The sequence below is a fragment of the Rathayibacter tanaceti genome (genome assembly GCF_009834165.1).
In the GTDB taxonomy this organism is placed as follows: domain Bacteria; phylum Actinomycetota; class Actinomycetes; order Actinomycetales; family Microbacteriaceae; genus Rathayibacter; species Rathayibacter tanaceti.
This window is the reverse complement of record NZ_CP047186.1, coordinates 2,283,095-2,305,978: the sequence shown is the minus strand read 5'-3', so window position 1 is coordinate 2,305,978 and position 22,884 is coordinate 2,283,095. Positions and strand designations below refer to the sequence as shown.

Sequence of the window (22,884 nt, the reverse complement as noted above, 5' to 3'; positions counted from 1 at the left end):
GGCGGCACCGGAGGCCGGTGGGGCCGGAGTGCATGCCTCGTCAGGGACGAGGCGTGGTCTCTGCGAGGGGTGGGGGACGACGAGGAAGAAGGCCGCTCGCGCAGAGGCTCGAGAGCGCTCCGATGCTGATGGGCACGGGTGGGGGAGCGTCGTCGACGATCCCGTGCGGCTCGGAGTCGTCGACGATTCCCCTCGGCTCGGAGTCGTGGTCGATCGCGAGCCCGAGCTCGTGGCGCTGTTCCGGGTGCGCTGAGAAGCCGGAACAGCGGTGTCAGGCCCTGCGGAGCTCCAGCTGGGCGTCGAGCGCGTCGAGGGAGCCGACGCGCCGGACATCCAGCGCCAGCGCCTCCGGCGGCAGCTCGCGGCCGTGTTCCGGGCCTCCGACGCGGTCGAGCCAGACGCCGCGCAGGCCGGCGGCGGCTGCTCCGATCGCGTCTGTGCCCAGGCGGTCGCCCACGTAGAGGGCGTCGCCCGGCGCGACACCGAACCGGTCGCAGGCGATGGCGAAGATCAGGGCATCCGGCTTGGCGACTCCGACGTCGCCCGACGCGATCACGTGCTCGATCCGGTCGGCGAGGCCGAGACCCTCGATCTTCGCGAGTTGGACGTCGAGCACCCCGTTCGTGACGACGCCGATCCGGATCCCGGCGGCGTCCAGCCGGTCGAGGACGGGCAGCGCGTCATCGTGCAGGGCCCACGCCGCGACGTAGTGATCGAGGTACTCGCGGAACCAGCTGCTCGCCTCCTCGGGCGTCAGTGTCACTCCTGCCTGGGCGGCGAAGGCGGTTGCCCGAGCCCGGCGCTGACCCTCGAAGTCGAGTTCGCCCGAGAGGTAGCGGTGGTAATGCTCCTCCTCGAGCAGGTGCCAGCGGCGCTGCACGTCGAGCGGGTCCGCGGAGTAGGCGGCTCCCAGCGCCGAGGTGTGCGCCACGATGCCCTCGCGGACGGCGCGCGCGTGCGCGAACAGCGTGTCGTCGAGGTCGAACAGCGCGAGCCGCAGCACGGCGCGCTCAGCGGGTCCGGCGGAGGAGGCCGATGCGCTCGTACACCGTCGCGAGCGTGGGCTCCGCAGCCTCGGAGGCGCGGTCGGCAGCGCGGGCGAGGACGCGGTCGAGCTCGGCCGGGTCGGCCAGCAGCTCGGCGGTCCGCGCGCGGATGGGGTCGAAGGTCGCGGCGACCACCTCGACGAGGCCCTTCTTGAGGTCGCCGTAGCCGCGGCCCGCGTACTCCTGCTCCAACGACTCGACGGAGCGCTCGGCGAGCACGGAGTAGATGGTCAGCAGGTTCGAGACGCCGGGCTTCGCCGCGCGGTCGAAGCGCACCTCCGACTCGGTGTCGGTCACAGCGCGCATGATCTTCTTCGCCGTGGTCTTCGGCTCGTCGAGAACGCTCAGTAGGCCCGCGTCCGACTCCGCCGACTTCGACATCTTGGCGCCGGGGTTCTGCAGGTCGAAGATCTTGGCGGTCTCTCGCGTGATGTGCGGCTCCGGCATCGTGAAGGTCTCGCCGAACCGCGAGTTGAAGCGCGCGGCGAGGTCGCGGGTGAGCTCGAGATGCTGGCGCTGGTCCTCGCCGACCGGCACGGCGTCGGCCCGGTACAGCAGGATGTCGGCCGCCATCAGGATCGGGTAGGTGAACAGCCCGACGGACGCCGCCTCCGCGCCCTGCTTGGCCGACTTGTCCTTGAACTGCGTCATGCGGCTGGCCTCGCCGAAGCCGGTCAGGGTGTTGAGCACCCAGGCGAGCTCGGCGTGCGCGGGCACGTGGGACTGGATGAAGAGTGTCGAGCGCTCGGGGTCGATGCCGGCCGCGATGTACTGCGCCGCGGTCGCGCGCGTGCGCTCGCGGAGCTGCTGCGGGTCCTGCGGCACGGTGATCGCGTGCAGGTCGACGACGCAGAAGTACGCGTCGAAGTCCTCCTGCATGGCGACCCATTGCGTCAGTGCGCCGATGTAGTTGCCGAGGTGCAGCGAGCCCGAGGACGGCTGCATGCCGGAGAAGATGACGGGCTTGGCGCCCGGAGTGCTGGGAGTCATGGGTGGCCTCGAGGGGTTGGAGTCGCGGAAGCCGCGGAGAAGGAGGGTCAGAGCTCGTAGTCGACGACCACGGGGGCGTGGTCGGACCAGCGGGTGTCGTAGGCGTCGGCCCGATCGACCTCGTAGCTGCGGGCGAGGGCGGCGAGCGCGGGGGTCGCGAGCTGGTAGTCGAGGCGCCAGCCGGTGTCGGTGTCGAAGGCCTTTCCACGCTGCGACCACCAGGTATACGGGCCGGGTACCTCTCCGGCGAAGCGGCGGCCGAGATCGACCCAACCGAATCCGGCTCCCTCGTTGTATCCGGGCTCGCCCTCTGCGCCGATGAACTCGTCGAAGTAGGCGCGCTCCTGCGGCAGGAAGCCGGCCTTCTTGAGGTTGCCCTTCCAGTTCTTGATGTCGAGGGTGCGGTGCCCGACGTTCAGGTCGCCCAGCACGACGGCGAGCTCGCTGTGCTCCCGCAGGCGCGGGAGGCGCTCCTTCATCGCCTCGAGGAAGCGGTACTTCTCGACCTGCTTGGGGGTGTCGACCTCGCCGGAGTGGACGTAGGTCGAGACCACGGTGAGCGTGCGGTCGCCGACCGCGTAGTCGGCCTCGAGCCATCGTCCGGCGGAGTCGAAGTCGTCGGCGCCGAACGAGACGCGGTGGATCGTGGCGCGGGTTCGGGAGGCGAGCGCGACTCCCGCTCGGCCCTTCGCGGTCGCTTCGTCGTGCAGCACGTTCCACTCGTCGCCGAGCAGGCCCGTCAGGTCGTCGGTCGAGGCTCGGACCTCCTGGAGGGCGAGGATGTCGACGTCGCGCGCAGCGAGCCACTCGCCCATGCCCTTCCGGTAGGCGGCGCGGACACCGTTGACGTTGACAGAGGCGATGCGGAGAGGCTTGCGAGTCACGAGATCAGTCTACGGAGCGGCTCCGACAGCGGCGGCGCCGTGACGCGCACCCTCCCCTCGCAGGAACGGCGGGATCTCCCGGGGAGGCGTCCGTCGCTCACGGGGCCGTCCCACCGGATCGGCCGTACCGTGCGGATCCCCGGCAGATCACGCCGAGCCCTGCAGATCGCACGCGACCCTGCAGAGGGAGCCTCCAGGAACGACGAAGCCGGCGGCCGCCTCCCGCCGCCTCCCTTGGAGAAGGGGGAGGAGCGCGGAGACGACCGCCGGCGGGACCGCTCAGGACGGTCGGTCGGGGGAGATCAGGCGACGACGGGCTGCGCGGCAGCAGGCTCCGGCACCTCGGCGACGACGGGCGAGCGCCTGATGCTCTTCGCGATGATTACGCAGACGGCCGTGACGACCATGCCGACCACGATCGCGACCAGGTAGAGCAGCGGCTCTCCGACGAGACCGGTCACCCACACGCCCCCGTGCGGGGCGCGCAGGGTCGAGCCGAACAGCGCGACGAGCGCGCCGGTGGTGGCCGAGCCGATCATCGCGGAGGGGATCACGCGCAGCGGGTCGACCGCAGCGAACGGGATCGCCCCCTCCGAGATGAAGGACGCGCCCAGCAGGTACGCCGCCTTGCCGTTCTGCCGCTCGGCGTCGGTGAACAGGCGCTTGCGGAGCGACGTGGCCAGGGCGAGACCCAGCGGAGGGGTCATGCCGGCCGCCATCACGATCGCCATCACCTTGAACTGCACCGAGTTCGGGTCGCCGTCGGCCGGTACGGAGGCGAGGCCGGTCGTCGCGAAGGCGTAGGCCACCTTGTTGACCGGCCCGCCCATGTCGAAGGCCATCATCAGGCCCAGGATGATGCCCAGGACGATCAGGTTTCCGCCGGACAGTCCGGAGAGCCAGGCTGACAGTCCCTCGCTCAGCGCACGCAGCGGAGCGCCGAGCACGACGAACATCAGGAAGCCGGTGATGAAGGTCGCTATCAGGGGGATGATCACGACGGGCATCAGCGACTTGAACGCCGCGGGGAGCTTGATCCTCGAGATGTAGAGCGCGGCGTATCCGGCGATGAAGCCCGAGGCGAGACCGCCGAGGAAGCCGGCCCCGACGGTGATCGCGACCGCGCCGCCGAGGAAGCCCGGCGCGATACCGGGGCGGTCGGCGATGCCGAAGGCGATGAATCCCGACAGCACGGGCACCAGGAACGCGAAGGTCGCGCCTCCGATGAGGAACATGACCCCGGCCCAGTCGGTGACGTTCGCGACGTTGAAGCCGTTGTCGATGATCTGCTGAGCCTCGAAGTCGACGATCTGGTAGCCGCCGAACAGGAACGACAGGGCGATCAGGAGTCCGCCCGCGGCGACGAACGGGATCATGTACGAGACGCCGGTCATCAGGTTCTGCCGGATGCGCGTGCCGACGCCGACCTTCTTCGGGACGGCGGGGGCGGCGGCCGGGGTCGAGCGGGCCGGAGCAGCGGCGGTGCCGGATCCGCGCAGGGCGAGTGCGCGGTCGAGGACCTCGTCGGGCCTGGCGAGCGCCTCGGCGACGCCGACCTGGAGGATCGGCTTGCCGGAGAAGCGGTCCTTGCCGCGGACCTCGAGGTCGGCGGCGAGGATCACCACGTCGGCGGCCGCGATGTCGCTCGCGGTCATCTCCTCGGATCCGGCCGCTCCCTGCGTCTCGACGTGGATCGGGTAGCCCCGCTTCTTCGCTGCCTGCTCGAGGGCCTCGGCCGCCATGTAGGTGTGGGCGATGCCGGCGATGCAGCTGGTGACGGCGACGAAGCGCGGTCCGGAGGCGGGGGCCGCGGCCGGAGCGGCCTGCGCCTTGGCGGCGGCGCGGTCGATGACCTCGGCGGCCTTCGCGAGCGCCTCCGAGGTCCCGACCTCGAGGGTGGGCTTGCCGGAGAAGCGGTCCTTGCCGCGGACCTCGAGGTCGGCGGCGAGGATCACGACGTCGGCGGCCGCGATGGTCTCCTCCGACATGGGGTCGGAACCCGCCGCTCCCTGGGTCTCGACCTGGATCTCGTAGCCCTTCTTCTTCGCCGCCTGCTCGAGGGCCTCGGCCGCCATGTAGGTGTGGGCGATCCCCGCGATGCAGCTGGTGACAGCGACGATCCTCACGAGACGACGACCTCTCTGGCGATGACGTCCGCGACCTCCTGGCCGCTCGTGGCGGCACGGAGCGACCCGGTGAAGGACTCGTGGATCAGCTTGCGGGCGAGCTGCGCGAGGATCTTGAGGTGCGCCTGGTCGGCTCCGTCCGGAGCGGCGATCAGGAAGATCAGGTCGGCCGGGCCGTCGGACGCGCCGAAGTCGACGCCCTGCTTCGCGATGCCGACCGCAACGCTCGGCGCGACGACGTGGGAGGAGCGGGCGTGTGGGATCCCGATGCCGCCGGGCATGCCGGTGGCCATCTGCGATTCGCGGGCGCGAACGTCGGCCAGGAAGCCGTCGAGATCGGTGACGCGGCCGGCGTCGGCGAGCGTCTTCGCTAGCTGGGCGGTGGCCTCGTCCTTGGTGGCGGCGGTGAGGTCGACGATGACCGTCGACGCCTCGGTGAGAGCAGTCATGCGCTCAGTTCTCCAATCGGGAGGTGGGGTTCGGGGTTCTCGACGACGGTGACGTCGTCGGGGCGGAGGGAGTCGGGTCCCGGAGCTTCACTGCCCGGGAGCTGGACGGCGGCGGTACCCCAGGCGACGGCTGTCGCGAGGCGCTCCGCTTCCGTGGCGTCGACGGCCGAGAGATAGCCGGCGAGGGTGCTGTCGCCGGCGCCGACCGTGCTGAGGGGCACGACGGCGGGGGCGCCCGCCCACCACGACGCGCGCGCCGTGACGAGGAGGGCGCCGTGTTCTCCGAGGCTGACGAGCGCTCGCGCGTCGGGCAGCTGCAGGAGTTCACGGGCTCCGGCGACGACGTCTCCGACCGTCGTCAGGGAGCGGCCGAGGAGCTCTTCGAGCTCCTCGAGGTTGGGCTTCACCAGGGTCGCGCTGCCGGCCGCGATGATCGCGGTCAGAGGCGCGCCCGAGGTGTCGACGGCGAGGGGGACGCCGAAGTGGAGGGCGAGGCGGCCGAGGGCGGGGTAGAAGTCCGCGCCCAGTCCCGGGGGGACGCTGCCGCAGGCGACCAGCCAGCGGGGCGAGGCGGAGACGTGCTCGCCGATCAGCACCGAGAGGGCCTGCGCCTCCTCCGCAGTGACCGCGGGGCCGGGTTCGTTGATCTTGGTGGTGCGGCCGGTGCGGTCGTCGACCACGGTGATGTTGGTCCGGATCGGCCTGGCGATCGCCGCGCTGGCCGAGCGGACGCCCGCGGAGTCGAGCATCGACGAGAGGTCGAGGCCGGTGGAGGCGTCGGCCGGGTAGACCGCGGTCGCCTCGACGCCGTTGCGCGCGAGGGCGCGGGCGACGTTGACGCCCTTCCCTGCCGGATCGCGGCGCACGTCGTACGCGCGGTTGACCTCTCCGACGGCGAAGCCGGTGGTCGACAGGGTGACGTCGATGCTGGGGTTGGCGGTGACGGTGACGATCATGCGCGCACGACCTCCGGTCCGGCCGACTCGATGTCGTCGGCGAGCTCTTCGTCGACGTCGCTGTCGGTGATGACGGTGTCGACCGCGGACAACGGAGCGACGTGCCCGAAGTCCTGTCGGCCGAACTTGGAGTGGTCGGCGAGGACCACGACGCGGCGGGCGGCGGCGATGATCGCCGACTTCACGACGGCCTCGTCGAGATCCGGGGTGGTAAGACCCCGCTCGCGACTGATCCCGTTGGTGCCGATGAAGGCGACGTCTACCGAGACGGAGGGGATGACCTGCGCGACCCACGGGCCGACCGCGGCCTGCGTCACTCCGCGCAGGTGCCCGCCGATCAGGTGGAGGTCGATGTTGGGCCGGCCGACGAGCGCCATCGCGACGGGGAGGGAGTGGGTGACGACCGTCAGCCGGCGGTCCAGGGGGAGCAGCTCCGCCAGGCGCACCGTGGTGGTTCCGGCGTCGATGGCGATCGAGCCGCCGTCGGGGACCTCGGCCAGCGCGGCGGTGGCGATCCGGTCCTTCTCGCCGGCGAGGTGTCCCTCGCGGGCGGCGACCTCCGGCTCGATGCCCAGGCGCTCGACCGGGATCGCGCCTCCGTGCGCCCGGCGCAGCAGGCCGCGCTTCTCGAGGCTCGTGAGGTCGCGTCGGATGGTCTCGGGCGTCACGGCGAGCGAGAGGGCGAGGTCGCGGACCTCGACGCGACCATCGCTGCGGGCGCGGTCCAGGATCGCCTGGTGCCGCTCCGGTGCGTACATGTGGACTCCGTCGTCTCGCCGTGTGGTGGTTCGCCGGACCCGGGATCGTCGCCAACCGCGGATCTGCGTTTATCTCTTTTTAGACCCGTTCGAACCTGAAGTCAACACAAACGGGCATTTCGACTGTAGCCCTCGAGCCGACGCATCGGCGGAGTCGCGGCCTGGTGCTCAGGTGGCGCTGCGGATTACGCGGAGAGCTCCTCGAGCTCGGCTTCAAGGCGGGCGAGCTGCTTCTCGAGTCGCCGACGCTTGAGGAGGGAGGCGCCCGGCAGGGCGGCCCGAAGGCGCTCGCACTCGGCCTGCGCGAGAGTGCGGCGGGCCGCGCGGAGCTGCTCCTCCCGCTCCTGCTCGCGCTCCTCCGATGTCAGTTTGCGCGCCGAGATCCCGGCGTCGCTCATCCCCACCGAGATCCACGAGGCCGCGATGAGGATCACCTGGCAGACCAGGTTGAACCAGATCAGGAGACCGATCAGCACGGCGAACGAGGCCAGCAGCGGATTCCTGGACGCGCCTCCGAGCAGCTGGGTGCCGAGGACCTTCAGCGCGCCCAGGGCGACGCCGCCCATGAGTGCGCCGGCCCAGAGGTTCTTCCACGGGATGGGGATCCCGGAGAGGATGCGGAACGATCCGGCGAGGGTCGCCGTGTCGAGCACGAGCATGATCAGGAGGCCCACCGCCCCACCGGCGACGCGGCCGGCCGTCGACTCGCTGCTGATGCCGAGGAAGGCGAAGGCCACGTCGACGAACGAGGTCGAGAAGACCGAGAGCGCCGCGGAGACCAGCAGCACGACTCCGAAGACCAGGGCGAGTCCCGCATCCTTGAGCTTCAGTAGCACGAACAGCGTGGTCGGGCCCGGGAGCGTGAAGAGCAGGCGCACCGCCTGGCGCAGGCTCCCGAGGAAGTTGAGGGCCGTCCAGATGAGTCCGGCGGCGGCGATCACTCCCGTCCAGCCGAGGATCGAGGAGTCCAGGAGCGTGTCGACCGAGACGAGAGCGTTCTCGCCTCCGATGAGGCCCGGAACCGATCGGGTCACGAGATCGAGGAGGGAGTCGCGCAGCACCGAGTCGTCGCGCATCCAGAACCCGAACACGGCGAAGACGACGAACAGTGCCGCGAAGACGGCGAAGAGCGCCTGGAACGCCAACCCGGAGGCGAAGAGCGGACCGCCCGTCTCGGAGTAGTGCAGCATCACCCGCACCGGCCGCGTCCGCATGATCCGCTCGACCAGCCCGGGGATCCCGCGGGGAGTGTCGGCCGCCTCGGTCATGCCTCCCAGCGTAGGACCGCGTGCCGTCTGCGGATGCATGCTCGGCTCGCGGGAACGCCGGCGGCTCGATCGCGGTGCCGGCCGCGCTCGAACGACGTCGCGTCGTCGTCCCGCTGCCTGCCGTCGACGTCGAGCAGCGCCCCGTCGTCGGTCCCGACGTCGACCCGGCCGACGCCGGGGCTCTTGACCTGCGGCTCGCACTCGATCCCGGCGATCGTGAGGCCCACCCGCGTGACGGGCTCCGGCCCTGATCCGGCGCGTGGATCGGTGAGTCGAACCACACGCGAGAGACGGCGGGGGAGCCGACTGAGGACGTCTGCGAGAGCGGCGGGGTCGATCAGACGTACGTGAAGGCAGGAGTCGACGACGGCGACGGCGAACTCGGCGCGCTGGCAGGTGAGGACGTGGCCCAGCGCCTCCTCCCGAGCCGTTCGGGTAGAGCAGTGCATGCATCGAGCTTCGCCCGCCGGTCGCCGACCCGACTGCCGCACACCTCTATCCCTGGAGAAGCCGGCCGTTCCGCCGCCTGTGGAGGGAATCCTGCCTGCTCCTCGGCTCGCGATAAAGCGTTCGGCTCGCCGGATCCGATGATCCCGACGAGCCGAACGCCTTCTCGCGAGCCCGAGACACGGGTCAGGCGCGGCCGCGGATGACGGCCTGCTTGACCTCGGCGATCGCCTGAGTGATCTGGATGCCGCGCGGGCACGCCTCCGTGCAATTGAAGGTCGTGCGGCACCGCCACACGCCTTCCTTGTCGTTGAGGATGTCGAGGCGCGCGCCGCCCGCATCGTCGCGCGAGTCGAAGATGAAGCGGTGCGCGTTCACGATCGCAGCCGGCCCGAAGTACTGCCCGTCCGTCCAGAAAACGGGGCACGAGGACGTGCAGGCGGCGCAGAGGATGCACTTGGTGGTGTCGTCGAAGCGGGCGCGGTCGGCGACCGACTGCACGCGCTCCTTGCCCTTGGGTGCCGGGGTGCTGGCGACCAGGAAGGGCTGCACCTCGCGGTAGGAGGCGAAGAACGGCTCCATGTCGACGACGAGGTCCTTCTCGAGGGGCAGGCCCTTGATCGCCTCGATGTAGATCGGCTGCGAGATGTCGAGATCCTTGATCAGGGTCTTGCAGGCCAGCCGGTTGCGGCCGTTGATGCGCATCGCGTCGGAGCCGCAGATGCCGTGTGCGCAGGAGCGGCGGAACGTCAGAGATCCGTCCTGGTCCCACTTGATGCGATGCAGCGCATCCAGGACCCGGTCGGTCGAGTACATCTCGACGTCGAAGTCCTGCCAGCGCGGCTCCGCGTCCACCTCGGGGTCGAAGCGGCGGATGATGAAGGTGACGGTGAACGCCTCCGGGGCGGCGGGGGCAGCCGGCGGCTGCTCGAGGGTCGCGGTCGACATGGCTAGTACTTCCTCTCCATCGGCTGGTACCGGGTGATCACGACGGGCTTCCAGTCGAGCCGGATGTGGTCTCCGGCGTCGGAGGAGTGGGCGTCACCCGAGAGGTACGCCATCGTGTGCTGCATGTAGTTCTCGTCGTCGCGCTTGGGGAAGTCGTCGCGCATGTGTCCGCCGCGGCTCTCCTGACGGTTGCGCGCCGAGTAGACCACGACCTCGGCGAGGTCGAGCAGGAAGCCCAGCTCGACGGCCTCCAGCAGATCAGTGTTGAAGCGCTTGCCCTTGTCCTGGACTGAGATGTTGCGGAACCGGTCCCGCAGGCGCTGGATCGTGCCGGTGACGGCCTCGAGAGATTCGTCTGTGCGGAAGACCTGGGCGTTCTTGTCCATCTCGTCCTGCAGCTCCTTGCGGATCGAGGCGATCCGCTCGGTGCCGGTCGCGCTGCTGAGCGAGGCGAGCATGTCGCGGATCGGGCCGGCCGGGTTCTCGGGCAGGGGAGTGAAGTCGACGGTCTGGGCGTAGTCGGCGGCGTTGTTGCCGCTGCGCTTGCCGAAGACGTTGATGTCGAGGAGCGAGTTGGTGCCGAGGCGGTTGGAGCCGTGCACCGAGACGCAGGCGCATTCTCCGGCGGCGTAGAGGCCGGGGACGACGGTGGTGTTGTCCGAGAGCACCTCCGCCTTGACGTTGGTGGGGATGCCGCCCATCGCGTAGTGCGCCGTCGGCATGACGGGGACCGGCTCGACGACCGGGTCGACGCCGAGGTAGGTGCGGGCGAACTCCGTGATGTCGGGGAGCTTGGTTTCGAGCACCTCGGCGCCCAGGTGGGTGCAGTCGAGCAGCACGTAGTCCTTGTGCGGACCGGCGCCGCGGCCCTCCGCGACCTCCTGGACCATGCAGCGGGCGACGATGTCGCGCGGCGCGAGGTCCTTGATGGTGGGGGCGTAGCGCTCCATGAAGCGCTCGCCCGAGGCGTTGCGGAGGATCGCGCCCTCTCCTCGCGCTCCCTCGGTGAGGAGGATGCCGAGGCCCGCGAGGCCGGTCGGGTGGAACTGGAAGAACTCCATGTCCTCGAGCGGGAGGCCCTTGCGCCAGATGATCCCGACACCGTCGCCGGTGAGGGTGTGCGCATTGGAGGTGGTCTTGTAGATCTTGCCGAAGCCGCCGGTGGCGAAGATGATCGCCTTCGCCTGGAACACGTGCAGCTCGCCCGTGGCCAGCTCGTACGCGACGACGCCGGAGGGCTTGTCCACTCCGTCGACCGTGGTCATCACCAGGTCGAGGACGTAGAACTCGTTGTAGAAGTTGATGCCGAGCTTGACGCAGTTCTGGAACAGCGTCTGCAGGATCATGTGGCCGGTGCGGTCGGCCGCGTAGCAGGCCCGGCGGACGGGGGCTTTTCCGTGGTCGCGCGTGTGTCCGCCGAAGCGGCGCTGGTCGATCTTGCCCTCGTCGGTGCGGTTGAAGGGCAGACCCATGTTCTCGAGGTCGATGACCGCGTCGATGGCCTCCTTGGCGAGGATCTCGGCCGCGTCCTGGTCGACGAGGTAGTCGCCGCCCTTGACGGTGTCGAACGTGTGCCACTCCCAGCTGTCCTCCTCGACGTTCGCGAGGGCCGCGGCCATACCGCCCTGCGCCGCTCCGGTGTGGGAGCGGGTCGGGTACAGCTTCGAGATCACGGCAGTCCTCGCCTTCGGACCGGCCTCGATGGCCGCGCGCATCCCGGCGCCGCCGGCGCCGACGATGACGACGTCGAACTGGTGGTAGTGGACACCGTCGGGGCCGAGGGTCGACGCGAAGGCGTTCTGATCAGTGCCGGTGTGGGAGTGGCCTGGTGTGCTCACGTGGGAGTTGCTCCGATGTGCGGGAAGGGAGGACAGGGGGACAGGAGCGCGGCGTTCCGGAGGATCACGCCGAGCAGAACGACGCGAGCAGTGCCGGATCGGCTCCGGGCGGGCACGGGTCGAACGCGAAGACGACCCAGGTGCCGAGCGCGATCAGCGACACGACGGCCACGAGGATGCCGCCCTTGAACGCTCGAGCGAGCAGCGGCGAGGTCGCGTAGTCGTTGACCAGCGTGCGCATGCCGTTGCCGCCGTGGATCAGCGCCAGCCACAGCATCAGCACGTCCCACCACTGCCAGAAGGGATTGGCCAGCTTGCCGCCGACGAAGCCGAAGTCGATGGCCTTGATGCCGTCTCCGAGCAGCAGGTTGTAGATGAGGTGGCCGAAGATCAGGACGATCAGCACGACGCCGGAGGCGCGCATGTAGATCCAGCCCCACTTCTCCCAGTTGGTGCCGGAGGAACGGGTCGGCGTGTGCGGTGTCCGCGGTGCGGCGACGGTGCTCAATGGGCACCTCCCTCGCTGAAGACGTTGATCAGGTGGCGCGGGGCGAAGCCGAGCATGAGGACGACCCACAGCCCGATGACCACCCAGAAGAGCACGCGCTGATTGCGCGTCGCCCAGCTCCAGAAATCGACCAGGATGATGCGGAGCCCGTTCAGCGCGTGGAACGCGATGGCACCCACGAGGCCGGTCTCGCCGAGCCCCATGATCGGGTTCTTGTACGTGCCGATGACCGCGTTGTACGCCTCGGGGCTCACAGCGATGAGAGCCGAGTCGAGGACGTGCACGAGGAGGAAGAAGAAGATGGCGACACCGGTGATCCGGTGCAGCACCCACGACCACATGCCTTCGCGCCCGCGGTACAGGGTGCCGGCCGGACGCCGGATCTTCCCCTGCTTCCGGGGTGCGAGGGTGTGAGCAGCTTGAACTGACACGAACAACCCTCCCTGGTTGTGCTCCGACGGCCTGACCGGATTCCGCGTCTCGTGGACGGGGCGGGGCGCGGGAGCGACGAGAAACTCGCGTTCCGATCCTAAGCGTCGGCGCAGTGGCGCGCGGCTTAGGCGAGCCTTAGCTGCGGGGTACCGCGAGCGAGCGGGCTCCGGCGACCGCGTAGTGCTCGAGCAGCTCGTCGGTGAGCGCGCTCCAGGTCCGGTGCAGCACGCGGCGACGGCCGGCCTCGCCGAGCCTCGACCGCAGCTGCGGATCGCGCACCAGCCGCTCCACCTGTCGTCGCAGATCGGAATCACTCTCGGGCGCGTAGAGCAGGCCGTCGACCCCGTGCTCGATCAGGTCTGTCGGGCCGCCCGCGTGCGGGGCGACGACGGCGGTGCCGGCGGCCTGCGCCTCCTGGACGGTCTGGCCGAAGGTCTCCTCGGTGCCGGTGTGCACGAAGACGTCGAGCGCGGCGAAAGCCGCGGGGAGGCGTTCGCCGTCGAGTCGCCCGAGCATCCGCGCCCGAGATCCCAGCGCTGCGCCGACCCTGGCGGAGGAGGGGCCGTAGCCGCCGATCACCAGCTCTGCGCCTGCGATCGGGGCGAGCGCCGCCAGCCGCTCGACCCGCTTCTCCGGGGAGAGACGGCCGATGTAGCCCACCAGGGAGTCGCCCTTGCCGAGTCCCGCGCGCAGCTCGAGGGCGGTAGGCGAGGACCGCATGCGGGGATGGAACCGGTCGCTCTGCACGCCGCGTCCCCAGAGGGCCGTGCGCTCGATGCCGGCGGCGGCCAGATCGTCGAGGGCGCTGGTGGAGGGGGCGAGGGTGAGGTCGGCTCCGGCGTGGATCTGGCGGACGACCCGCCAGGCGAGCGCGCGGGCGCCGCGGAGGCCGTAGCGGGCCGCGAACCGCGCCACGTCGGTCTGATAGACGGCGACGCTCGGGACGCCGAGGCGGCCCGCTGCGGCCAGGGCGCGGGCTCCGAGGAGGAAGGGGGAGGCGACGTGCACGATGTCGGGCTCGAAGTCGGCGAGCTCCCGCGTCAAAGCGAGGGTGGGGATCCCGACGGGGAACTCCCGATAGGCGATCGCGGGATGCTCGACCACGCGGTGGCCGGCGTAGGACGCCGGTGCGCCGGCTGCAGGGCAGACGACCAGCGCCTTGATCCCGCGCCGGGCGAACTCGTCGAGCACCCGGAGGACGCTCGTGGTGACTCCGTTCAGCGACGGCAGGAAGCTCTCGGTGACGACCGCGACTCTCACGCGCCGGAGGTTACGGCGCCGACGTGAACGGCGACGCGCGCGAGGATGAACGGACGGTCGTTCTCGACCGCCCTTGTATCCTGCGGACATGACATCACCTGAGACCGATGGCCGCGCCCCGCTCGACCGCTTCTACAGCGTGATCCCCGCAGGCGGGATCGGCTCGAGGCTGTGGCCGCTCTCCCGGGCCGACGCACCGAAGTTCCTGCACGACCTCACCGGATCGGGTCAGACCCTCCTCCGCGACACCTGGGACCGTCTCGCGCCCCTCTCCGGCGCCGACCGGATCATGGTCGTGACCGGTCGCGCGCACCGCGCCGCCGTGGAGGAGCAGCTCGTGAGCCTCGAGGACGCGAACGTCGTCCTCGAGAGCGAGCCGCGCGACTCCTCCGCTGCGATCGGCCTGGCCGCCGCCATCCTCGAGCGCCGCCAGCCGGGTGTGATCATCGGCTCGTTCGCCGCCGACCACGTGATCAGCGGCCAGCAGCTCTTCCACGACGCGGTCGCCGAGGCGGTCGTCGCGGCCGACGCGGGGTACATCGCCACCATCGGCATCACACCGACCGAGCCGGCCGTGGGCTTCGGCTACATCCGGACGGGCGAGCACCTCGCGATCGACGGTGCAGCACACACGCTCGCCGTCGACTCCTTCGTCGAGAAGCCCGACGCCGAGACCGCCCGCGCCTATGTGGCGAGCGGCCAGTACCTCTGGAACGCGGGGATGTTCATCGCGCGGGCCGACCGCCTCCTCGAGGAGCTCGGCCGCTCCAAGCCGGAGTTGCTCGCCGGTCTGCTTGAGCTCGCCGCCGCCTGGGACACCCCGGAGCGCGGTGCGGTCGTCGACCGCATCTGGCCGGGTCTGGAGAAGATCGCGATCGATTACTCCGTCGCAGAGCCGGCGGCGGCCGCTGGCAGGCTCGCCGTGATTCCCGGTCACTTCTCCTGGGACGATGTGGGGGACTTCGCGTCGATCGCCAAGCTGCACGCGAGCGGGCTCCGCTCGGACCTCGCGATCCTCGGCGAGGACGCTCGCGTTCTGGCCGATTCGGCGACCGGCATCGTCGTCAGCGGAGGTAACCGCACCATCGCCCTCATCGGAGTGAAGGACATCGTCGTCGTGGACACCCCCGATGCCCTTCTGGTCACCACCACCGAGAACGCCCAGAAGGTCAAGGGTGTCGTCGACGCCCTCCGCCTCTCCGGCCGCACCGACGTCCTCTAGCCCCTACCTCGCAGTTCCCGAAGCGCGGCCCTCCTTCCGGAGGCGCCGCGCTTCGCCGTCCCCGCCTCCCCGCGCATCCGCTCCCTCCCTGCTCTCGGAGCGTCGAGCCATTCCTCCCCACCCGTCATCCCTCTCCGTCGCTCGCACTCGCTCCGTGTTCCCACTCGCCACGGTGCCTGCCCGCTGCTCGGTCCCTCCCTCCCTCCCGCTCCCCTCCCCTCCCCTCCCTCCCTCCCTCCCTCCCGCCCCCCGATTCCCCGCCAGGGGAGAGGGCCGCGAGCCGGAATCGAGTGCCAGCGATTCCGGCCAGCCCGACGCACCCCGCCCCACCCACGCCCCCACCCCCTCTGCCACCCGCGCCTGTGATGCGCTCGCGCATCACAGGAAGATCAACACTGTGTAACGCTTCCTGATCAGCGCCGTCCGGGCGCCTGAGCGAGTTGTCACGTTGGGTAACGTGAGGGCATCGACGCCCTGCCGCTCGTCGCGCTGGGCCGCACTCCTGGAGGACGACATCTTGACTATCACCTCGCGTAAGGCCGCGTTCGGCGGTCTCGCCGCCCTCGGCGTCACCGCGCTTCTCGCCGGTTGCGCCTCCGCCCCGGAGGCGGCCGGTTCGAGTGCCGCCGCCGGCGGCGACTTCCTGCCCTGCATGGTCTCGGACGCGGGCGGGTTCGACGACAAGTCGTTCAACGAGCTCGGCTTCAACGGCCTGACGAAGGCGTCGGAGGAGCTCGGCGTCACCCCCAAGACCGTGACCTCGGAGTCCGAGACCGACTACGCCCCGAACCTCACGAGCCTGGTCGACCAGGGCTGCAACCTCATCATCACCGTCGGCTTCGCGCTGGCCGAGGCCACATCGGCCGCTGCCGAGGCGAACACCGACATCGACTTCGCGATCATCGATGACGCCTCGATCGACCTGCCGAACGTCAAGCCGATCACCTTCGACACCTCACAGGCGGCGTTCCTCGCCGGCTACGCGGCGGCCTCGTACTCCAAGACCGGTGTCGTCGGCACGTACGGCGGTCAGCAGTTCCCGACCGTCACCATCTTCATGGACGGCTACGCCGACGGTGTGAAGTACTTCAACGAGCAGAAGGGGAAGGACGTCAAGGTCGTCGGCTGGGACGTCGACGCGCAGACCGGGTCCTTCACCGGAGGCTTCGCGGCGGGTGTCGAGGCCAAGTCGGCCGCGCAGTCGCTGATCGACCAGAACGCGGACGTCATCCTCCCCGTCGGCGGTCCGATCTTCCAGTCGGCCATCGAGGCGATCCGCGACTCCGGCAAGGAGATCGCGATGGTCGGCGTCGACGCGGATCTGTACGAGACCTACCCGGACGGCGCCGACCTCTACCTGACCTCGATCCTCAAGGGCATCGAGGCCGGCACGACCGATGTGACCAGCACCGCCGGTGCCGACGACTTCGACGCCACTCCGTACGTCGGAACGCTGGACAACGACGGGGTCGGCATCGCTCCGTTCCACGACTTCGAGTCGAAGGTTTCCTCGGACCTGCAGGGCGAGCTCGACACCATCAAGGAGGGCATCATCGACGGCTCGATCACCGTCACGTCGCCCTCAGCCCCCAAGGCGTCCTGACCGCTCGCGAAGAGGCCGGCGGGCCCGAGCACTCCTCGGGCCCGCCGGCCTCTTCGCGGTTCCGGGGCCCCGTACCCGGCCCGCGGCGTCTCGTGGTCCGAACCGAAAGTTAGATTGGTCCCATGAAGCTCGAACTGCGTGGCATCACGAAGCGCTTCGGCGCGCTCGTGGCCAACGACCACATCGATCTCACGGTCGAACCCGGCGAGATCCACTGCCTCCTCGGCGAGAACGGGGCGGGCAAGTCGACGCTCATGAACGTGCTGTACGGCCTCTACCGGGCCGAGGAGGGCGAGATCCTGCTCGACGACGCAGTCCAGCAGTTTTCCGGACCGGGTGACGCCATGAAGGCGGGCATCGGCATGGTCCACCAGCACTTCATGCTCGTCCCGGTGTTCTCGGTCGCCGAGAACGTGATGCTCGGCCACGAGCAGACGAAGGCCGGCGGCCGTCTCGATCTCGCCGCCGCGCGGGCCCGCGTGCGCGAGATCTCGGACAGATTCGGCTTCGACGTCGACCCCGACGCGATCGTCGAGGACCTGCCGGTCGGTGTGCAGCAGCGGGTCGAGATCATCAAGGCGCTCTCGCGGGACGCCCGAGTGCTCGTCTTCGACGAGCCGACCGCTGTGCTGACGCCGCAGGAGACGGACGAGCTGATCGCCATCATGCGGCAGCTGCGTGCCGCCGGGACCGCCATCGTCTTCATCACCCATAAACTGCGCGAAGTGCGCGAGGTCGGCGACCGGATCACGGTCATCCGTCTCGGCAGGGTCGTCGGCGAGGCGTCGCCGACGGCGAGCAACGCCGAGCTGGCTTCGCTGATGGTCGGCCGGGCGGTCGAGCTGACGGTGCAGAAGGAGCCGGCGCACGCGGGCGAGGAGGCGCTCGTCGTCAGCGGCTTGACCGTGCGCGACGCGAGCGGCCAGGCGGTCGTGGACGGCGTCTCCTTCGAGGTCCGCCGCGGCGAGATCCTCGCGATCGCGGGGGTGCAGGGCAACGGCCAGACCGAGCTCACCGAGGCGATCATGGGGCTGCAGGAGCGGGTCGAGGGCACGGTGACGCTCGACGGCCGCCGCCTCGACGGTCTCTCGGTTCGACGCGTGCTCGAGTCGGGCGTCGGCTTCGTGCCCGAGGACCGCACCGAGGACGGACTGGTCGCGGAGTTCACGATCGCCGAGAACCTGATGCTCGACCGCTCCGACTCCGGCCCGTTCGTGAAGGGCCTGGGTCTGCGTCTGAAGGAGCTCGAGCGCTTCGCCGAGGAGCGGGTGCGCGAGTTCGACGTGCGAGCGCAGGGGATCGGCACCCATGTCGGCCGTCTCTCCGGCGGCAACCAGCAGAAGGTCGTGCTCGCCCGCGAGCTCAGCCGCGAGCTGCGCCTGTTCATCGCGGCGCAGCCCACGCGCGGCATCGATGTCGGCTCCATCGAGTTCGTGCACAAGCGCATCGTCGAGACTCGCGATACCGGCGCCCCCGTGATCGTGGTGTCCACCGAGCTCGATGAGGTCGCCGCTCTGGCCGACCGCATCGCGGTCATGTACAAGGGCGGGATCATCGGCATCGTGCCCGCCGACACGCCCCGCGAGGTCCTGGGGCTGATGATGGCCGGGCAGACGCCCGCCGAGAAGGGAGCGGCGGCGTGAGCGACGCGCAACTGCCCGCGGTCGATCCCGACGCGGAGAACGAGAAGGCGACGGGGCTCGAGCCCGGTCAGAGGCCGGGTCAGGAGGCGCGCCCCGGTCCGATCGAGAGCGGTGCCTCGCGCGTGCTGCGCGAGATCCTCTCCGGGACCGCGCTGATGTCGGTGCTCGCCGTGCTGCTCTCGCTGATCGCGGGCGGAGTGCTGATCGCCGCGACCGACAAGGACGTCCAAGCGGCGTCGGGCTACTTCTTCGCCCGGCCGCTCGACACCGTGCAGGCCGTGTGGCAGTCCGTCGCGGGCGCCTACTCGTCGCTGTTCCAGGGCTCCGTCTACAACTTCCGACGCGAGGGCTTCGCGAACGGCATCAAGCCACTCACCGACACGCTGGCGTTCGCCACTCCGCTGATCGCGGGCGGTCTCGGCGTGGCGCTCGCCTTCCGGGTCGGGCTGTTCAACATCGGCGGCCGCGGGCAGATGCTGATCGCGGCGGCGTGCGCCGGCTGGGTCGGCTTCTCCTTCGATCTGCCGTGGGGCGTGCACCTGGTCGTCACGCTCGCCGCGGGCATCCTGGGCGGTGCCCTCTGGGGCGGCCTGGTCGGCCTGCTGAAGGCGCGGACCGGCGCGCACGAGGTGATCCTCACGATCATGCTCAACTACGTCGCCTTCTACCTGATCTCCTACCTGCTTCGCACACCCGGCGCGCTCCAGGCCCCCGGGTCGAACAACCCGAAGTCGCCCGGCATGAAGGAGACGGCGGTCTTCCCGGCCCTGCTCGGCTCCGGCTATTCGCTCACCCTCGGCTTCGTCTTCGCTGTCCTGGCGACGGTGTTCGTCTGGTGGCTGCTCAACCGCTCGAGCATCGGCTTCAGGTTCCGCGCGGTGGGAGAGAACCCGCACGCCGCCCGAGTGGCCGGCATCGACGTGAAGAACAGTTATGTGTCCGCGATGCTGCTCTCCGGGGGTCTCCTCGGCCTGGCAGGCAGTGCGCAGGTGATGGGCACGGTCACCACGGGGTTCACCTCCGGGATCGACGCCGGCATCGGCTTCGACGCCATCACCGTCGCTCTCCTCGGACGTTCCCGCCCCTGGGGCGTGTTCTTCGCAGGTATCCTCTTCGGCGCCTTCAAAGCTGGCGGCTACTCGATGCAGGCCGGTGAGGGCGTGCCGATCGACGTCGTGCTCGTCGTCCAGTCGCTGATCGTCCTCTTCATCGCCGCACCGCCGCTGGTGCGTGCGATCTTCCGCCTCCCGACGCCGGGGTCCGCCCCGAAGCGCCGCCAGCGCCGCACCTCGGAGGTGTCCGCATGAGCACCGTCGTCGCCACCGCTCCCGGCCGGGTCATGATGCGCAGTTGGAAGGCCCCCGTCGCGTTCACTGTGTTCGCGCTGCTCGCCGTGGTGCTCTTCGTGGCACTCGGCCGCGACGGGACGAGCTCGTTCCGGCTCGCGGCGGGGAACGACTTCTTCGCTCTGCCCGATGTGCCGTTCCCGACGCGGCCCACCGGAGTCGTGGTCGCGGTCCTGCTGGTCGCGCTGGCCGTGGTCGCCGCCGCCCTGACCCGCGCCGGCCGGCGGATCCCGCTCTGGCTCTCCGTGGTCTTCGCGCTGGCCTTCCTGATCGGGTTCCTGGTGTGGGCGTCGGCGGGCGCAGCGCTACCGGTCTCCGGGCTGCTGCTCGGGACGGTGGGTCTGGCGACTCCGCTGATCTTCGGCTCGCTCGGCGGGGTGATCTCGGAGCGGGTCGGAGTCGTCAACGTCGCGATCGAGGGTCAGCTGCTCGCCGGCGCCTTCACCGCAGCGATGGTCGGATCGCTGACCCGCCAACCCGTTCTCGGCCTGCTCGCGGCGATGGTGGCGAGCGTGCTGGTCTCGTTCGTGCTCGCGGCCTTCGCGATCACGTACCTCGTCGACCAGGTCATCGTCGGCGTGGTGCTCAACGTGCTGGTGACGGGGCTAACGAGTTTCCTCTACTCGCAGGTGCTCTCGTCCGATGCGGCCACCTTCAATTCGCCGGTCAAGTTCGACCGCCTTCCGATCCCGGTGCTCAGCCAGGTCCCGATCGTGGGCGCCGTGCTGTTCAACCAGACTGTGATCGTCTACCTCATGTACATCGCGATCGTCGCCGTCTGGTGGGGGCTGTTCAGGACGAAGTGGGGCCTGCGCCTCCGTGCCGTCGGCGAGCACCCGCAGGCGGCCGACACCGTGGGCATCGACGTGGCGCGTACGCGCTTCTGGAACGTGTCGCTCGCCGGTGCCATCGCCGGGATGGGCGGCGCCTACTACACGCTCGACGCGGTCGGCGCGTTCGGCAAGGAGATGACGGCGGGCGCCGGCTTCATCGCCCTCGCCGCCGTGATCTTCGGACGCTGGGATCCGATCCGCGCGACACTCGCGTCGTTGCTCTTCGGTTTCGCGACCAACCTGCAGAACGTGCTCGGCGTGATCGGGTCACCCGTGCCGAGCGAGTTCATGCTGATGCTGCCCTACGTGGTCACGATCTTCGCGGTCGCCGGCCTCGTCGGGCAGTCCCGCGGGCCGGCGGCAGCAGGCAAGCCGTACCTGAAATCATGAGGGGAGTCGTCGTGACCGGGATCGACTGGGAGGCGCTGCGCTCTGCGGCCCTCGACGCCATGGGCCGCGCCTACGCGCCCTACTCGAAGTTCCCGGTCGGCGCCGCGGCGCTCGTCGACGACGGACGGATCGTCTCCGGCTGCAATGTCGAGAACGCCTCCTACGGGCTGGGCCTCTGCGCCGAGTGCGCGCTCGTCTCTGCGCTGCACATGAGCGGAGGCGGCCGGCTCGTCGCCTTCACGTGCGTCGACGGGCGCGGCGCGACGCTGATGCCCTGCGGACGCTGCCGCCAGCTCCTCTTCGAGCATTCCGCCGACGGCATGGTGCTGGACACGGTGTCGGGTCTGCGCACGATCGACGAGGTCATCCCCGACGCGTTCGGCCCGCGCACCCTCGAGGCGTACGCGGGGGAGCAGCCCGCCGCCTCCCGCTCCGATTCGAACCGAGGAACCGCATGACCCGCTCCACCCCCGTCGAGGCCTTCGACGCCGTCGACGTCATCCGCACCAAGCGAGACCGCGGCACGCTCTCGACCGCGCAGATCGACTGGCTCGTCGACGCGTACACCCGCGGCTACGTCGCCGATGAGCAGATGGCGGCGTTCGCGATGGCCGTGCTGCTCAACGGGATGCAGCGCGACGAGATCCGCGATCTCACGCTCGCGATGATCGCCAGCGGCGAGCGGATGCGCTTCGACGGCCTCGGCAAGCGCACGGTCGACAAGCACTCCACCGGGGGAGTGGGCGACAAGATCACGTTGCCGCTCATGCCGCTGGTCGCCTCCTTCGGTGTCGCCGTGCCGCAGCTCTCGGGCCGCGGGCTCGGGCACACCGGCGGCACGCTCGACAAGCTGGAGTCGATCCCCGGATGGCGCGCCGAGCTCAGCAATGAGGAGATGCTCGAGCAGCTGCGCACGGTCGGCGGGGTGATCTGCGCCGCCGGCTCGGGCCTGGCTCCGGCCGACAAGAAGCTCTACGCGCTGCGCGACATCACCGGGACGGTCGAGGCGATCCCGCTGATCGCTTCCTCGATCATGTCGAAGAAGATCGCGGAGGGGACGGACGCGCTCGTACTCGACGTGAAGTTCGGCTCGGGTGCGTTCATGGTCGACATCGAGCGCTCGCGCGAGCTCGCGCGGGCGATGGTCGACCTCGGCACCGATGCGGGCGTGCGCACCACCGCTCTGCTCACCAACATGAATGTGCCGCTCGGCCTGGCGATCGGCAACGCGAACGAGGTGCGGGAGTCCGTCGATGTGCTCGCCGGCGGCGGCCCCGCGGACGTGCGCGAGCTCACCCTGGAACTGGCCCGCGAGATGCTCGCGCTCGCCGGGCAGCCGGACGCCGACGTCGAGAAGGCGCTCGACGGCGGAACGGCGATGGACACCTGGCGGGGAGTGATCCGCGCGCAGGGCGGGGACCCGGAGGCGGCTCTGCCCCGGGCGCGCGAGACGCACGTCGTGCTGGCCGATCGGGACGGCGTCCTCGTCGAGCAGCGGGCCCTGCCGTTCGGGATCGCCGCCTGGCGTCTCGGCGCGGGCCGCGCCCGGCAGTCGGATGCGGTGCAGCACGCCGCGGGGATCGACCTGCACGTCAAGCCGGGCGGGGTGGTCCGCGCCGGGCAGCCGCTCTTCACGCTCTCGGCCGACGAGCCGGAGCGGTTCGAGCGGGCACTGCAGGCGCTCGAGGGCTCGTACCGCGTGGGCGACGCCGGCGACGAGGTGCTCGACGGCGGTCCGCTCGTGGCGGAGCGGATCTCCTGATCGACCTCCGGGTCCCCTGACGGGATTCGACTCGTCGGAGCCGGTCGCGGCTGCGAGCCGGACGCCGTGCCGTGAGCCGGCGATCTCGTCCGTGCCGCCGTGGCCCGGGAGGCGCCGGACGGTGAGCCGTCCTCGTCGACCCTCTAATGTGGTCCGCGAACCACAGCCCGACTCG

The 22,884-nt window shown here is 70.2% G+C and carries 21 protein-coding genes; 7 read left to right on the top strand and 14 right to left on the bottom strand.

All coding sequences use genetic code 11. From position 1 onward, the window contains the following. Positions 1–271 precede the first annotated feature (271 nt). The 14 genes from GSU10_RS10735 to GSU10_RS10665 all read right to left on the bottom strand — a co-directional run bounded on the left by GSU10_RS10735 (position 272) and on the right by GSU10_RS10665 (position 13,910). Positions 272–1,003 (bottom strand): HAD family hydrolase, encoded by a 732-nt coding sequence (locus tag GSU10_RS10735; protein ID WP_241972870.1) that lies wholly within the window; start codon positions 1,001–1,003, stop codon positions 272–274. A gap of 7 nt (positions 1,004–1,010) precedes the next feature. Continuing rightward, complete coding sequence (trpS, locus tag GSU10_RS10730) at positions 1,011–2,036, bottom strand: tryptophan--tRNA ligase (RefSeq protein ID WP_082845008.1); 1,026 nt, start codon at positions 2,034–2,036, stop codon at positions 1,011–1,013. A 47-nt stretch (positions 2,037–2,083) separates the two neighbouring features. Then, on the bottom strand, positions 2,084–2,851 hold the full coding sequence (locus GSU10_RS10725; RefSeq protein ID WP_236713535.1) for an exodeoxyribonuclease III: 768 nt from the start codon (positions 2,849–2,851) through the stop codon (positions 2,084–2,086). 371 nt (positions 2,852–3,222) lie between these two features. Then, positions 3,223–5,046: a PTS fructose-like transporter subunit IIB gene (locus GSU10_RS10720; protein WP_166971956.1), complete on the bottom strand. Its 1,824-nt coding sequence runs from the start codon at positions 5,044–5,046 to the stop codon at positions 3,223–3,225. Further along, positions 5,043–5,495 carry a PTS sugar transporter subunit IIA gene (locus tag GSU10_RS10710; RefSeq protein WP_068208974.1) on the bottom strand — a complete coding sequence of 151 codons (453 nt, stop codon included), beginning with the start codon at positions 5,493–5,495 and terminating at the stop codon, positions 5,043–5,045. The genes GSU10_RS10720 and GSU10_RS10710 overlap by 4 nt, the downstream gene beginning before the upstream one ends. After that, positions 5,492–6,451: a 1-phosphofructokinase family hexose kinase gene (locus GSU10_RS10705; protein WP_132503984.1), complete on the bottom strand. Its 960-nt coding sequence runs from the start codon at positions 6,449–6,451 to the stop codon at positions 5,492–5,494. Before GSU10_RS10705 ends, GSU10_RS10710 begins: the two co-directional genes overlap by 4 nt. Continuing rightward, positions 6,448–7,209, bottom strand: coding sequence for a DeoR/GlpR family DNA-binding transcription regulator (locus tag GSU10_RS10700; protein ID WP_068208977.1), 762 nt, complete (start codon positions 7,207–7,209; stop codon positions 6,448–6,450). The genes GSU10_RS10705 and GSU10_RS10700 overlap by 4 nt, the downstream gene beginning before the upstream one ends. Positions 7,210–7,394: 185 nt before the next feature. Continuing rightward, positions 7,395–8,477, bottom strand: a complete 1,083-nt coding sequence (locus GSU10_RS10695; protein ID WP_068208980.1) for a YihY/virulence factor BrkB family protein — start codon at positions 8,475–8,477, stop codon at positions 7,395–7,397. Next, positions 8,474–8,926 (bottom strand): hypothetical protein, encoded by a 453-nt coding sequence (locus GSU10_RS10690; protein ID WP_068208983.1) that lies wholly within the window; start codon positions 8,924–8,926, stop codon positions 8,474–8,476. Before GSU10_RS10690 ends, GSU10_RS10695 begins: the two co-directional genes overlap by 4 nt. A 184-nt stretch (positions 8,927–9,110) precedes the next feature. Continuing rightward, positions 9,111–9,872, bottom strand: a complete 762-nt coding sequence (locus tag GSU10_RS10685) for a succinate dehydrogenase iron-sulfur subunit (protein WP_132503986.1) — start codon at positions 9,870–9,872, stop codon at positions 9,111–9,113. 2 nt (positions 9,873–9,874) lie between these two features. Continuing rightward, positions 9,875–11,611 carry a succinate dehydrogenase flavoprotein subunit gene (sdhA, locus tag GSU10_RS10680; RefSeq protein WP_236713536.1) on the bottom strand — a complete coding sequence of 579 codons (1,737 nt, stop codon included), beginning with the start codon at positions 11,609–11,611 and terminating at the stop codon, positions 9,875–9,877. Positions 11,612–11,774: 163 nt separating this feature from the next. Further along, complete coding sequence (locus tag GSU10_RS10675) at positions 11,775–12,218, bottom strand: succinate dehydrogenase hydrophobic membrane anchor subunit (protein ID WP_068208989.1); 444 nt, start codon at positions 12,216–12,218, stop codon at positions 11,775–11,777. Further along, on the bottom strand, positions 12,215–12,559 hold the full coding sequence (gene sdhC, locus GSU10_RS10670; protein ID WP_056045399.1) for a succinate dehydrogenase, cytochrome b556 subunit: 345 nt from the start codon (positions 12,557–12,559) through the stop codon (positions 12,215–12,217). Before sdhC ends, GSU10_RS10675 begins: the two co-directional genes overlap by 4 nt. Before the next feature lie 226 nt (positions 12,560–12,785). Next, complete coding sequence (locus GSU10_RS10665; RefSeq protein ID WP_068208992.1) at positions 12,786–13,910, bottom strand: glycosyltransferase; 1,125 nt, start codon at positions 13,908–13,910, stop codon at positions 12,786–12,788. Between the two features lie 88 nt (positions 13,911–13,998). Between GSU10_RS10665 and GSU10_RS10660 the strand changes: the two genes are divergently transcribed. The 7 genes from GSU10_RS10660 (at position 13,999) to GSU10_RS10630 (ending at position 22,709) form a co-directional block, all read left to right on the top strand. Then, on the top strand, positions 13,999–15,132 hold the full coding sequence (locus GSU10_RS10660) for a mannose-1-phosphate guanylyltransferase (protein WP_068208995.1): 1,134 nt from the start codon (positions 13,999–14,001) through the stop codon (positions 15,130–15,132). Positions 15,133–15,649: 517 nt separating this feature from the next. Beyond that, a complete protein-coding gene (locus tag GSU10_RS10655; protein ID WP_068211459.1) occupies positions 15,650–16,735 on the top strand; it encodes a BMP family lipoprotein in 1,086 nt (361 codons plus the stop codon). Positions 16,736–16,857: 122 nt separating this feature from the next. Then, a complete protein-coding gene (locus GSU10_RS10650; protein WP_068211456.1) occupies positions 16,858–18,378 on the top strand; it encodes an ABC transporter ATP-binding protein in 1,521 nt (506 codons plus the stop codon). Further along, positions 18,375–19,685, top strand: a complete 1,311-nt coding sequence (locus tag GSU10_RS10645) for an ABC transporter permease (RefSeq protein WP_199220802.1) — start codon at positions 18,375–18,377, stop codon at positions 19,683–19,685. Before GSU10_RS10650 ends, GSU10_RS10645 begins: the two co-directional genes overlap by 4 nt. Then, positions 19,682–20,947 (top strand): ABC transporter permease, encoded by a 1,266-nt coding sequence (locus GSU10_RS10640; RefSeq protein ID WP_068211453.1) that lies wholly within the window; start codon positions 19,682–19,684, stop codon positions 20,945–20,947. Before GSU10_RS10645 ends, GSU10_RS10640 begins: the two co-directional genes overlap by 4 nt. Positions 20,948–21,006: 59 nt before the next feature. After that, positions 21,007–21,405, top strand: coding sequence for a cytidine deaminase (locus GSU10_RS10635; protein ID WP_425280550.1), 399 nt, complete (start codon positions 21,007–21,009; stop codon positions 21,403–21,405). Beyond that, positions 21,402–22,709, top strand: a complete 1,308-nt coding sequence (locus GSU10_RS10630) for a thymidine phosphorylase (protein WP_132503988.1) — start codon at positions 21,402–21,404, stop codon at positions 22,707–22,709. The genes GSU10_RS10635 and GSU10_RS10630 overlap by 4 nt, the downstream gene beginning before the upstream one ends. Positions 22,710–22,884: the final 175 nt, after the last annotated feature.

Coding starts and splice junctions, on each gene's coding strand:
- GSU10_RS10695 (WP_068208980.1), bottom strand. CDS start 8,477: ATGACCGAGGCGGCCGACACTCCCCGCGGGATCCCCGGGCTGGTCGAG.
- GSU10_RS10725 (WP_236713535.1), bottom strand. CDS start 2,851: ATGGGCGAGTGGCTCGCTGCGCGCGACGTCGACATCCTCGCCCTCCAG.
- GSU10_RS10635 (WP_425280550.1), top strand. CDS start 21,007: ATGGGCCGCGCCTACGCGCCCTACTCGAAGTTCCCGGTCGGCGCCGCG.
- GSU10_RS10685 (WP_132503986.1), bottom strand. CDS start 9,872: ATGTCGACCGCGACCCTCGAGCAGCCGCCGGCTGCCCCCGCCGCCCCG.
- GSU10_RS10710 (WP_068208974.1), bottom strand. CDS start 5,495: ATGACTGCTCTCACCGAGGCGTCGACGGTCATCGTCGACCTCACCGCC.
- sdhC (WP_056045399.1), bottom strand. CDS start 12,559: ATGTGGTCGTGGGTGCTGCACCGGATCACCGGTGTCGCCATCTTCTTC.
- GSU10_RS10660 (WP_068208995.1), top strand. CDS start 13,999: ATGACATCACCTGAGACCGATGGCCGCGCCCCGCTCGACCGCTTCTAC.
- GSU10_RS10705 (WP_132503984.1), bottom strand. CDS start 6,451: ATGATCGTCACCGTCACCGCCAACCCCAGCATCGACGTCACCCTGTCG.
- GSU10_RS10640 (WP_068211453.1), top strand. CDS start 19,682: ATGAGCACCGTCGTCGCCACCGCTCCCGGCCGGGTCATGATGCGCAGT.
- trpS (WP_082845008.1), bottom strand. CDS start 2,036: ATGACTCCCAGCACTCCGGGCGCCAAGCCCGTCATCTTCTCCGGCATG.
- GSU10_RS10630 (WP_132503988.1), top strand. CDS start 21,402: ATGACCCGCTCCACCCCCGTCGAGGCCTTCGACGCCGTCGACGTCATC.
- GSU10_RS10650 (WP_068211456.1), top strand. CDS start 16,858: ATGAAGCTCGAACTGCGTGGCATCACGAAGCGCTTCGGCGCGCTCGTG.
- GSU10_RS10690 (WP_068208983.1), bottom strand. CDS start 8,926: ATGCACTGCTCTACCCGAACGGCTCGGGAGGAGGCGCTGGGCCACGTC.
- GSU10_RS10700 (WP_068208977.1), bottom strand. CDS start 7,209: ATGTACGCACCGGAGCGGCACCAGGCGATCCTGGACCGCGCCCGCAGC.